Here is a 12,189-nt window from a genome sequence, read left to right on the forward strand (position 1 = left end):
TTAACAATTATATTTCTTTTTCTTAATGTTTTAACCTGTTTATTGAAGATTTTACAAACACGACTTGTTAATAATTCCATTTTAAACTTTCCATTAAATGCCGAATATCCTTTTTAAGATATTCTGCCGCTGGAACAATGGAATCAAAATTAGGAAGGCTTTCGAAATAGACAGAGCCGGTTAGGAAATGATCTGTACTGTCTGTTAAGTAAAACTGGGCCTGAGAAGCTGCATTGCCATCCACCTCGTAGAACATCCCATAGGTTTCATTGAAGTCATTTGTATATACATCACCCTCTATTACGTCTGCTTTAATCGTATGCTGAAGCGGTAACTTCTGGGCGTCTGTAAGTAAAGAATCGAGATTATTTTTTACCGGCTGATAAGTAATGAAGATCGATCCATTCATTTCATCATAGTCGAGCTGGATCCAACAGGGTATTCGGTTTCTAGAGGGAGAGATCTCGGCGATGCCATTCTTTTCAAAACTATATGGACAACCAATATTTATCCTTTCATACTTTGCTTCAGGATATTCCAAGGCAAGAAAACCTTTTGGTTTAGGTTTAGGATCATCCTTACACGAAACACATAAAAAGGCTATGACTAAAATGGCCAAAATCAATCTCATATCGGCTGTATACTCAGTTTAATTTGCTTGATCCGCTTATCATCTATCACCTCCACCTTAAAAGAGTAGTTAAGGAAAGTTATCACGTCGTTCTTCTTTGGAAATCCACCGGAGATCTCCAGCAGAAAACCAGCCATGGTATCGGCTTCTCCCTTTTGATCTTCAAAGACTGTTGGATCCTCGATCTTCGCGATCTTATAAAAGTCCTTTAGAGGGGTTTTTCCTTCAAAAACAAAATTGTTCTCGTCCAACTTAGAATAGATAAGATCCTCATCATCGAACTCATCACTAATATCTCCCACGATCTCTTCAATAATATCCTCAAGGGAAATCAATCCACTGGTACCTCCATATTCATCTACAACGATAGCCAGGTGGTTTTTCTTGTCCTTGAACTCATTCAAAAGATCATCCAGCTTCTTGTTTTCCGGAACAAAATATGGCTCCCGGATTAATCTGGTCCATTCAAAATCCTTTTCATTGAGATAAGGGAGAAGATCCTTGATATAAAGAATTCCGGTAACATTATCCACATTCTCCTTGTAAACAGGTATTCTGGAATATCCATTTTCAATAATCTGCGGAAAAATATCAGCGAAAGAACTTTCCTCGTTCAAGGCAAAAATATCCATTCTAGGCCTCATCACCTGTTTGGTATCTGTATTTCCAAAACTCACAATTCCCTGCAGGATCTTATGCTCTTCACGTGTAGTATCCTCATCACTTGTAAGTTCGAGGGCCTGGGAAAGGTGATCTATACTTATAAAAGACCTCTGTTTTCCAAACTTTTCATGAAAGTATAGCGTGACCGCGCGCATGGGTGTACTTAATGGAGAAAACACAGTGTCAAGCACATTTATGGGATAGGCCATAAAATTAGAGAACTGTACTTTATTCCTGCTGGCGTAGACCTTAGGCAGGATCTCCCCGAATAAAAGTATAAGGAATGTTACCAATCCAACTTCAAATAAGAATCGAAGGTCTATTCCGTAGAATTCGGTATTCATTCCGGCGAACAGATCATCTGCAAGACTATCGAATAAAAGCACGATAGCAATGTTTATAAAGTTGTTAGCTACCAGTATTGTAGCCAGAAGTTTTTTCGGCTTTTCAAGAAGATTGATTACTATATTTTGTGTTTTGGATCTCTTCCCGTCTTCGGTAATAAAATTAGCCGGAGTTAGAGAAAAGAAAGCTACTTCTGCACCCGAGATCAGGGCAGAACATAATAATAGCACAAATAAAAATATCAAGCTGATAAGTTGGGGAATTCCCATTATGGTCCACAACAAAAGCAAACTGGGAGGCTCCGAATCCAAAGGCACAAATTTTAATTAAACTTAGAATGGTAAATCGTCTTCCTCTTCTTCCTGAGAATAAGACTCATTCTTATTTGCAAAGCTATCACTTTTAGGTTTAGCAGGCTGCTTATCTTGCATCTGAGTTTTACCACCAGATGGCTCAGCTCCAGATTCATTCTTTGGAGTTAAAAAGGTGAAATCTGTACAGTGAATTTCTGTTGAATACCTTTCATTTCCCTGATCATCCTGCCATTTACGGGTTTTAATACGCCCTTCTATATAGACTTTATCACCCTTTTTCAAATATTTCTCGCAAATCTCGGCAGCTTTATTTCTTACTACAACATTATGCCATTCGGTACTGGTTACTCGTTCACCAGTAGTCCTGTTGGTGTAACTTTCATTAGTAGCAAGGGGGAAACGACCAATAGAGCCGCCTCCTTCAAAATAATGCATTTTAACATCATCTCCTGTATGTCCTATTAACATTACTTTGTTCAATGTACCTGTCATTACTATATTTCTTTATACCGAAAAACGGTTATTTGGATTAAAATTTATTCTAAAATACTAAAAATTTTCAGCTGAATATGCAAAAACGGGCAAAGATATAAACAAGCAGCTATTTATAATCATCTGGAAGATATTCATTCAGAAAATTTCCTATAAGCACTGGAACAGGATAGTTCATCACCTCTTCCAGACTAACAGACCTTTCCTCAAGACCCTGGGCATTAACCAACCAGAACCTGGTATATAAATGTTGATGCGACAACTTATGCACCACCGGCTCTTCATTATACAGTTCCAGGGAATAGTGCTGATCAGATATTAATTCCTTAAAAGGATCGAGCTTTATCAGCTCATTTTCTGAACTTAATTTTTCTGTTTCAATAAGCGGGAACTGATATAATCCATTCCAGATGCCTTTTCCGGTACGCTGTTCAAGAATAGTTTTTTCATTATCCAGATCAAAGACCAGGTAATTAAAATAACGATTCTTCACTTTGGTTTTCTTCAGTTTTACTGGAAGTTCTTTAATACGATTATCCTTTAAGGCCAGGCATTTCTCATTAAAAGGACAGGTATCACAATATGGATTCTGAGGCTTGCAATGCAGCGCACCAAATTCCATGATCGCCTGATTAAAAGTAGCTGGATCTTTCTTATCCAGTAATTCCTGGGCTAGAGCTTTGAACTCCTTAATACCTGGTGTACTATTAATAGGAGTATCTATTCCAAAAATCCTTGAAAGAACACGATATACATTTCCATCAACTACCGCAACTGGTTCATTATAACAAATAGAAGCAATGGCGCTGGCGGTATAATCGCCAACTCCTTTTAGTTTTAGCAGTCCTTTATATGTATCGGGAAATTTTCCGTCCAGTTCAAAAGCCACATATTTTGCAGTTTCATGCAGGTTTCTAGCCCTGGAATAATAACCTAATCCCTGCCAGAGTTTTAACACCTCATCTGCGGGAGCATTTGCAAGGTCAAATACGGTTGGATAGGCTTCAATAAATTTATAATAATAAGGTAAGCCCTGCTCTATTCGCGTTTGTTGTAACATTATTTCGCTGAGCCAAATTTGGTACGGTTCGTGAGTCTTTCTCCATGGCAGATCTCGTTTATTATGCAAGTACCAAAGTGTCAGTCTTTTGGAAAAAACCATAGTAAAATAAGAATATCCGCAATAATAGGAGTTTATTCCGTTATTATTAGTGAATTAGGTTTGAAATATTGCAGATTTAATTCTTATATTTGCCCCCTTGAAAAATTGAAACCCCAATTAATAATTTTAAATAGCACGAAAATGACGAAAGCAGATATCGTAGCAAACATTTCAGAAAAATTAGGAATGGAAAAAGGAGACGTACAAGCTACTATCGAATCCTTCATGGACGAAGTAAAAACTTCTCTAGAAAGCGGAGATAACGTTTACCTTCGTGGTTTTGGAAGTTTTGTTGTAAAAACAAGAGCTGAGAAAACCGGTAGAAACATTTCTAAGAACACTACTATTAAGATTCCTGCACACAACATTCCTGCATTTAAGCCTGCGAAGATTTTTGTTGAAGGTGTAAAAACGAATGTTGAAGTAAAATAATTGATCCTCCCGCTTTGCGGGAGCTCAAAAGAATTTTTTATTAATTTAAATGACATTGCACTATGCCAAGTGGTAAGAAAAGAAAAAGACATAAGGTGGCTACGCACAAGCGTAAGAAGAGAAGAAGAGCTAATCGCCACAAGAAAAAGTAGTGTGACAACTACTTTTTTTATTTAAATCGTTCTTTGAAATCGAAACCCCCGACACATTACCTATGTCGTTGAGGTTTCTTCAGGATTCAAAACCTGTGAAAAAAATAATGTTTAATCCATCTATGTTTGTTTAACAACAGATATGGATAAAAAATCTGGAAGTGTGGACAAAGAATTAATTATCCGGTCCGAACCTTCTGCTGTAGATTTTGCCTTATTAAAAGATGGAAAACTTATTGAGCTCAACAAAGAAGAAGACAGCAATAAATTTAATGTTGGCGATATTTATATCGCTAAGATTAGAAAAGCTGTACCTGGGTTAAATGCCGCATTTGTAAATGTAGGCTATGAGAAAGATGGTTTTTTACACTATCATGATCTGGGACCACAGGTTTCTTCTTTATTGAAGTTCATAAAACGTGTAAGCACAGGTAAATTAAAAGACTATTCTTTAAAGAATTTTACTTTTGAAAAGGATATAGACAAAAACGGTACGATTACCGATGTCTTAAAATCAAATCAGTCGCTACTGGTTCAAATAGTAAAAGAGCCCATCTCTACAAAAGGCCCGAGGATAAGCTCAGAGCTTTCCTTACCCGGCCGTTATATTGTATTAGTACCTTTTTCAAACCGAATTTCAGTTTCACAGAAAATTGAAAGCAAAGACGAAAAGGAACGCCTAAAGAGACTGGTAAAAAGCATTAAACCCAAAGGTTTTGGGGTTATTGTAAGAACTGTAGCCGAAGGCAAAAAAGTAGCAGAACTGGACAGAGATCTCCAAAATTTAGTAGGTCGCTGGACAGCCATGTGTAAAAAATTGTATAAACCGCATCATCCTTCTAAAGTACTGGGAGAATTGAACAGGGCCTCGTCCCTGCTAAGAGACATTTTTAATGACTCCTTTACTTCTATTTGCGTAGATGATGAAACGCTTTATACCCAAATCAAAGATTATGTGAGCGAAATTGCTCCAGAAAAAGAATCAATCGTAAAATTGCATCAATCCAACCAACCCATTTTCGAAAAGAGTGGTATCGAAAGACAAATTAAAACTTCCTTTGGGCGCACCGTTTCCATGAGTAAAGGCGCCTACCTGGTAATAGAACATACCGAGGCTATGCACGTCATCGACGTGAATAGCGGTAACCGTTCCAACAAATCCAAAAACCAGGAAGATACCGCACTAGAGGTAAATATGATAAGTGCTACCGAGATAGCCCGCCAGTTACGACTTCGTGACATGGGAGGAATCATCGTGGTAGATTTTATCGACATGAATAAAGCCGAGAACCGAAAAGCGCTTTATGATCACCTTAGAAATGAAATGAGTGACGACAGGGCAAAACACAAAATTTTGCCTCCAAGTAAATTTGGATTAGTACAAATTACGAGACAGCGCGTAAGGCCAGAAATGAATATCAAAACCCGTGAGGAAAACCCGAACGGTAACGGTGAAATTGAAGCACCTATTAGTTTGGTAAACAAAATTAAAGTGGACCTTGAAAAACTGATCAAGAAAGACCATAAAAAGATCACGCTTAGCGCACATCCATTTATTGCAGCCTTTTTAACGAAAGGCTTTCCATCTCCCCGATCTAAGTGGTTTGTTGACCACAAACGTTGGGTGAAAATTTTACCTCGCGATGCTTACACGTATTTAGAGTACCACTTTCACGATAAAGACGGGAAAGTGATCAAATAATGAAAAACGCCTTTCAAGCAATTGGAAGGCGTTTTTTTATACCCTAAATCAAAAGATTTCTCATGCTTTAACTCATTTCCCCTTTTATTATAACTCTATCGATTAGACCTGCCAACATTTAGTAATAAAGCAACAAATCTTTAGTAGTGTTTTAACTTAAGCAACTGGCTTTCAGGATTAGATTTATAACTTATTAACCAATAAATATAGAATCATGAAAGATTTAAAAGATTTGTTCGAGCATCAGCTTAAAGATCTTTACAGTGCCGAAAGTCAGCTAACTAAAGCTCTTCCCAAAATGGCAAAACACGCCAATGACGAGAAACTTAAAGAAGCATTGGAGTCTCATTTAGAAGAAACCAAAGAGCACAAAAGTCGTCTTGAGGTCATTTGTAAGGAACTAAATATTAGTCCATCTGGCGAAACCTGCAAGGCAATGAAAGGGCTTATTGAAGAAGCTGAAGACTTTTTAAAGGAAGACGCTTCAGAAGAAGTTAGAGACGCAGGATTAATAGCCGATGCTCAAAGAGTAGAGCATTACGAAATTTCGGGATACGGTACCGTGGTGCGATATGCCAAAGAATTAGGTCATAAGGAAATCGCTAAAAAACTTCAGATAACCCTGGATGAAGAATATGATGCCGATAACAAATTGGATAAACTTGCCGAAGGTCGCCTGAATAAAAAGGCAAAAAAATAAAACTGAACAGTAAACTACAAAAGCCTTTCCTCTGGGAAGGCTTTTTTTATTCAAATTAAGTAACAGCAATATATTCAAAGATTCCAGATAAACTTCAAACTTCTATATTTGGAACATGAGAAAGTACTCAACCTTTGTAAGTATAATCACATTAATTCTTGGATTTGCCTTTTACGGGGAAACTGTTAGCTTTAACTTCTATGACACCTATTATATAGTTGCCGCAGAGGTTGTTTGTTTCGCATTCTGGGCGCTGTTCATGCTTATCTTTCTAATTATTAATCTGAAAAAATTCCTTTCAGGCCGTGGAGAATAAAAATAAATCACATACCGTTGAAGAAGCTCTTCAAAAATTGATGCACTTCTGTGCTTATCGTGACCGGTCCCAGAAGGAAGTAGAGGATAAACTGGATAATTTGCGAATGATCCCAGAGGCCAAGGAAAAGATCATCATATCACTTATGCAGGAAAATTTTCTCAATGAGGAACGTTTTGCAAGGAGCTTTGTTCGGGGGAAATTCAGAATCAAGAAATGGGGCCGAATAAAGATAACCCAGGAACTTAAAAAGAGAGAGATATCATCTCCCATCATCAAACTTGGCTTAACCGAAATAAAAGAATCAGATTATAGAAAAACCCTCTATGAACTGGCTGAGAAGAAAAAAGAGAAGATAACTGAACCCAATTCCTTTAAAAAGAAGAAAAAACTGGCAGATCATCTATTGAGAAAAGGTTATGAATCCCAACTGGTATTCGATTGCATAAATGATATTATAGACTAATATCATTCTTTTTATGCGTACGTTTTATCGCTTGCTCATTCTTATAATCTATCCATTTCTGCCCTCTCAATTTTCTCATATAGTTATCAAAATACCTCATAAAGATTATGTTGTAAACTGCTTTAGAGAAATTGGTTAGAGTTCTAGGTGTAGCTCTTAGGCTCATGGAAAACCCGGCTGTTAGATAGGTCATATGATGCCAGTAACCTTCAGGCATATACAAAGTCTCACCATGATTTAAGTCTGTAATATACCCTTTAGCAAGTTTTAAGGCGGGGAACTTTTCGTAATCGGGCTTATTGAAATTAATATCCTCCCTCGATATCAGGGCATGTGGCACCTTGTATAAATGCTTACTTTCCGAAGGTGGAAATAGGATACACTGCTTTTTCCCGTGGAAATGAAAATGAAGAATATTCGCATAATCTATATCATAATGCATAAAGACCCTGGAATTCTCTCCCCCAAAGAACAACATTGGCAATTGTTTTAAAAATCTTAATCCAACATCAGGAAAATTGAAATCTTTTTGAAACTGCGGAACCTCCTTCATAAGATTGTAAAGAAAAATGCGATAATCTGTGGGACCAGATTTTAACAAGTCTATATATTCAGACATCTTCATCTCGGCATGCGCCTGGTTGAACTTATATTCAGAAGTTATAGGCCTGTCGTCGTATAAAGGAACGGTCTTGTCGCCGGCAATTTTCTTGATATAGTCAAGACCCCACTTCTTATATGCCGGCCAGTCCTCGATCAGTCTCTCGATCACTACCGGTTTTTGTGGCTGCACGTATTCTCTCAGAAAATCTGATTTGGTGATACTTTCTACCCTAGGTATTTGTTCCAGTTTCATGCGTGCGTGCTTCTTTATTCTATTCCGGCGTTCTTATGTGTCTTTTTTATTGCAATTTCATTCTTACGATCTATCCACTTCTGCCCCTTCAATTTACGCATCAAATTATCATAATTACGCATAAACAAAAGATTATTGAGAACTTCTGCGATCTGCTTTGGAGATTTCGGAAGCGACCTAAGAGTCATAGACAGGCTTGCCGTCTCATATTTTATAAAGTGCCACCAATGGCTCGGAATATAAAGCGCATCACCATGCTTAAGCCTCGTTTCGAATCCTTTCGCCTTGGCTAAGGCCGGATATTTATCAAGATCGGGGTTATCCATATCTATGATCTCCATGCTCACAATAGAATATGGTACCTTATAAATTAGCCCTGTTTGATCTGGTGGATATAGAATGACCTTCTTTTCGCCAACAAAATTGAAATGAAAATTATTGGCGAGATCCATGTCATAATGCATCACCACTTTAGAACCCTCACCACCTACAAAAAGCACGGGAAGTTTTTTAAAGAACTTCACTCCCAGATCTGGATATTCAAAATCTTCCAGTAATCCTGGACAGTTCTGAAGCAGGTTGAAAAAGAACATTCTAAGGTCTGTGGGACCCTGCTCAAGAATATCGATATATTCCTTAAAAGGGATTTTCTTAGCAACTCCATGAGAGTTTTGTCTGCCTTTCGCAGGTTTCCCGTCGTATAATGGCACCACTACCTCGCCTGCCTTTTCCCTGAAGTATTCAAAACTCCATTTCTTAAAGGCAGGCCAGTTGTTGGTAAGATCTTCAATAACTACCGGTTTCTTTGGTATAAAATACTCCTTCAAAAAATCTTCTTTAGAAAGATTCTTTCTTCTGGGAATATTTTGAAGATCGAGTTTCAAAATTCTATGGATTAAAAAGCTATGCTTTTGTTTTTGCTTTTAGCTGGGCTTCAAGATTTCTATCAATCTTATGAGCAGGACGGGTCCATTTTGGTTTTTCTCCCTGGCTTTTAAATTGTGAGTTTTTAGCATCAACGCTTTCAGGCTGAGATTTCTTTTCAAAAGCTTTCTGCGGATTAAGACCAAGCATTTTGAACATTTCCATATCCTCGTTTACATCTGGATTTGGAGTTGTAAGCAACTTATCTCCCGCAAATATTGAATTTGCTCCGGCAAAGAAACACATTGCCTGTCCTTCTCTACTCATTTGAGTTCTTCCTGCTGAAAGTCTCACCTGGGTCTCTGGCATCACGATACGTGTTGTTGCCACCATTCTTATCATATCCCAGATCGGTACCGGCTTTTGCTCTTCTAAAGGTGTTCCTTCAACTGGAACCAATGCATTGATAGGTACAGATTCTGGCTGCGGATTAAGAGTTGAAAGCGCTACCAGCATTCCTGCACGGTCTGCCTCACTTTCTCCCATTCCAATAATTCCACCACTACAAACGGTAACATTGGTTTTTCGAACATTTCCAATAGTATCAAGCCTGTCCTGGTATCCACGGGTAGAAATCACCTCTTTATAATATTCTTCAGATGAATCCAGGTTATGGTTGTAAGCATAAAGTCCGGCTTCGGCTAAACGCTGCGCCTGATTCTCGGTAAGCATTCCCAGGGTACAGCAAACTTCCATATCCAACTTATTGATGGTTCTTACCATCTCCAGCACATTATCGAATTCCTCACCATCTTTCACATTTCTCCAGGCTGCTCCCATACAAACCCGGGAACTTCCAGAAGCTTTTGCTCTTAGAGCCTGCGCCTTTACCTGGTTCACGCTCATCAGGTCATTTCCTTCAAGGTCTGTATGATAACGGGCTGCCTGTGGGCAGTAACCGCAATCTTCAGGACAACCACCTGTCTTTATAGACAACAGGGTAGAAACCTGAACGGTATTAGGGTCGTGATGCTGACGGTGAATTGTAGCCGCTTCATAAAGCAACTCCATAAAAGGCTTATTATATATTTCCAGGATTTCCTCTTTGGTCCAATCGTGTTTTAATGCCATGTAAAAAGATTTGAATTCAAAAATAACTAAAACTAAGGTTTATTCAGGAATGCTATCCCAAGATTTATAAACGGGGAAGCTAACAATTTTTATTTTCTTCCTACGAGAATGGAAACTGCATTTCCTCCAAACCCTACAGAATTAACCAGAATATTTTCAAGTTTGCCTGGTTCCTGTTTAAATTCGGAAAACGGAACTGGCAGAAACTGCTGATTTTCAAGCATCATAACTGCCATTTGCAGGCTCAATATCCCCGAAGCCGCAAAACTATGACCTGTTTTCCATTTATTACTGGTCATAGCAGGTAATTTCTGCGTAAAGACCTTCTTTATCGCATTAACCTCGGCCAGATCACCTCCAATAGTTCCGGGAGCATGCATCACTACCGCGTCTACTTCTTTTTCACCTATAGACTGCATGGCCATTTTCATGGATCTTTGCAGACATTTTCCATTTTTCGATAGTGAAGCCCCGTGCTTCAACTTTTCGTTGGCATAGCCTATTCCCTTTATCACCGCGACAGATTCATCTGAAATTTCATTCTCCAGACCAACGATCCCGGCTGCTTCGCTCAAGATCATCGTATTTCCGGATTTATCCATATCCAGAGACCTGCATGGATAATCAAGGTCTTCTGAAGCATAGATCTTCATCGCCCTCATCTGTGAAAGCGTAAACCCAGTAAGCGGAGCTTCACTACCTCCTGCGAGAAAACTATTAGCCAAACCGCTTTGCAACCACGCGACTGCATTTAGAACCGAATGCATACCAGTGGAACAGGTAACACTATGAGAAAATTCCGGTCCTTCCAATTGCAGATCCTGGGCCACCCAGGAAGAAATATTTCCTAGGGTAGTCGAGGGTGAAGTATAGGTAGAGGATTTTCCGGTATTTAAATATTCTGAATGGTATTTCTCAAAAAGGCCTGTTGCTCCCCTACTACTGCCGATATTTATCCCGGCATTAGTTCTGGAAAATCCAGAAGTTGCGATCCTGGAAGCCAGAATAGCATAAAGCACAGAATTATCTAGATAGCGATATTTAGAATTCTGCTCCCTTAAAGCTTCAACTTCGGTTCTTATTTTTTCCGGAAGGAAACCGGCATAGGCAGAATGACCATCAAAATCTGACTTCGTAAAGAAATGTTCTACAGATATATAATTTTTCCATATTTCATCTGGCGTCATCCCAAGTGGAGATATACTACCAATAGATCTTATAGAAACGGGATTTTTCAAAAGCTGAATTTTTCAGCAAAAATAAGGCTCAATTAGGTTCTGGCTAAATTTCGTAACCTAAATTCTGCTTTTTTCAGGCTCATAATAGAGGTTTTTAGTGGAAAGCATTTTCCGGTCACCGCAGGCTACCTTTTCTATTTCCGATTTCACCTCTTCAGAAAGAAGTTCGAATAAAGGCTGATCTAATTTTTCAATTTCAGGAAATAAAAGCTCCAGTTTTCTATCCCACTCTTTGTAAAGTTTAAGAGTATCATCTGGCTCGACACTTTTTCTTTCGGTTCCCTCGTCTTCTGGAGTAAAGGATTCTGAAAGATTCAAATAACCATAATCGTCTGTAAGCTCCTCATCTATCTGGATATCTCTCACTGCTACTTCGAAATTATAGGCCGTGGAAAGACAATTCGATTTGAAACTATGATTGACATATTTGGCAACATCCCAGCATAAAATATGCTCGCCCTTTTGATTCCGGAAACTGTATTTCTCCAGGAGCTCCCTGGTAAGTGGTTTGAAAGTATCCGGTTCATCTGGACCAAATACCACATCGAGTTCATCCTGAACCCATGTAATAGTACCTTTCGGGATCATTTTGGTAGCAACAACTCCAAATCCCTTTTTATCACTGATCCATTTTAACCTTGTATCCGGGTGTATCATAATTTTCAGATTAGCCTATCTAAATTAGACAAAAATCAAATCCGTAAACTAAAAATTTTAACTGAAAA

At 38.4% G+C, this 12,189-nt stretch carries 14 protein-coding genes; 5 read left to right on the top strand and 9 right to left on the bottom strand.

The genetic code is table 11. The annotated features are described in order from the left end of the window. Positions 1-67 precede the first annotated feature (67 nt). The 4 genes from gldD to mutY form a co-directional block, all read right to left on the bottom strand. Positions 68-631, bottom strand: a complete 564-nt coding sequence (gene gldD / locus G3I01_RS03390) for a gliding motility lipoprotein GldD (RefSeq protein ID WP_219551065.1) — start codon at positions 629-631, stop codon at positions 68-70. Further along, on the bottom strand, positions 628-1,950 hold the full coding sequence (locus tag G3I01_RS03395) for a gliding motility-associated protein GldE (RefSeq protein WP_219551067.1): 1,323 nt from the start codon (positions 1,948-1,950) through the stop codon (positions 628-630). Before G3I01_RS03395 ends, gldD begins: the two co-directional genes overlap by 4 nt. Positions 1,951-1,971: 21 nt before the next feature. After that, complete coding sequence (ssb, locus tag G3I01_RS03400; RefSeq protein WP_219551069.1) at positions 1,972-2,445, bottom strand: single-stranded DNA-binding protein; 474 nt, start codon at positions 2,443-2,445, stop codon at positions 1,972-1,974. Positions 2,446-2,554: 109 nt separating this feature from the next. Further along, on the bottom strand, positions 2,555-3,607 hold the full coding sequence (gene mutY, locus G3I01_RS03405; protein ID WP_219551071.1) for an A/G-specific adenine glycosylase: 1,053 nt from the start codon (positions 3,605-3,607) through the stop codon (positions 2,555-2,557). Here mutY and G3I01_RS17085 point away from each other — a divergent pair. The 5 genes from G3I01_RS17085 (at position 3,569) to G3I01_RS03430 (ending at position 7,375) form a co-directional block, all read left to right on the top strand. Next, positions 3,569-4,039 carry an HU family DNA-binding protein gene (locus G3I01_RS17085; protein WP_257710711.1) on the top strand — a complete coding sequence of 157 codons (471 nt, stop codon included), beginning with the start codon at positions 3,569-3,571 and terminating at the stop codon, positions 4,037-4,039. The two genes, mutY and G3I01_RS17085, sit on opposite strands and share 39 nt — an antisense overlap. Before the next feature lie 315 nt (positions 4,040-4,354). Next, entirely contained in the window at positions 4,355-5,893 is a 1,539-nt protein-coding gene (locus G3I01_RS03415) for an Rne/Rng family ribonuclease (RefSeq protein ID WP_219552759.1), read from the top strand. Between the two features lie 214 nt (positions 5,894-6,107). Continuing rightward, a complete protein-coding gene (locus tag G3I01_RS03420; protein ID WP_219551073.1) occupies positions 6,108-6,593 on the top strand; it encodes a ferritin-like domain-containing protein in 486 nt (161 codons plus the stop codon). A gap of 115 nt (positions 6,594-6,708) precedes the next feature. After that, complete coding sequence (locus tag G3I01_RS03425) at positions 6,709-6,909, top strand: hypothetical protein (RefSeq protein WP_219551075.1); 201 nt, start codon at positions 6,709-6,711, stop codon at positions 6,907-6,909. After that, a complete protein-coding gene (locus tag G3I01_RS03430; protein WP_257710712.1) occupies positions 6,899-7,375 on the top strand; it encodes a regulatory protein RecX in 477 nt (158 codons plus the stop codon). Before G3I01_RS03425 ends, G3I01_RS03430 begins: the two co-directional genes overlap by 11 nt. Here G3I01_RS03430 and G3I01_RS03435 read toward each other — a convergent pair. From G3I01_RS03435 to G3I01_RS03455, 5 genes are all read right to left on the bottom strand, one after another. Then, positions 7,365-8,231, bottom strand: coding sequence for a cupin-like domain-containing protein (locus G3I01_RS03435; protein ID WP_219551077.1), 867 nt, complete (start codon positions 8,229-8,231; stop codon positions 7,365-7,367). The genes G3I01_RS03430 and G3I01_RS03435 overlap by 11 nt on opposite strands. Positions 8,232-8,245: 14 nt before the next feature. Continuing rightward, the gene (locus G3I01_RS03440) at positions 8,246-9,115 is read right to left on the bottom strand and encodes a cupin-like domain-containing protein (protein ID WP_219551079.1); all 870 of its coding nucleotides are present in this window, start codon (positions 9,113-9,115) and stop codon (positions 8,246-8,248) included. 19 nt (positions 9,116-9,134) lie between these two features. After that, complete coding sequence (gene bioB / locus G3I01_RS03445; protein WP_219551081.1) at positions 9,135-10,226, bottom strand: biotin synthase BioB; 1,092 nt, start codon at positions 10,224-10,226, stop codon at positions 9,135-9,137. Positions 10,227-10,315: 89 nt separating this feature from the next. Next, positions 10,316-11,464 (bottom strand): beta-ketoacyl synthase N-terminal-like domain-containing protein, encoded by a 1,149-nt coding sequence (locus tag G3I01_RS03450; protein ID WP_219551083.1) that lies wholly within the window; start codon positions 11,462-11,464, stop codon positions 10,316-10,318. Positions 11,465-11,521: 57 nt separating this feature from the next. After that, on the bottom strand, positions 11,522-12,121 hold the full coding sequence (locus G3I01_RS03455; protein ID WP_219551085.1) for an SET domain-containing protein: 600 nt from the start codon (positions 12,119-12,121) through the stop codon (positions 11,522-11,524). Positions 12,122-12,189 lie beyond the last annotated feature (68 nt).

It is taken from the genome of Gramella sp. MT6 (assembly GCF_019357415.1).
GTDB lineage: Bacteria > Bacteroidota > Bacteroidia > Flavobacteriales > Flavobacteriaceae > Christiangramia.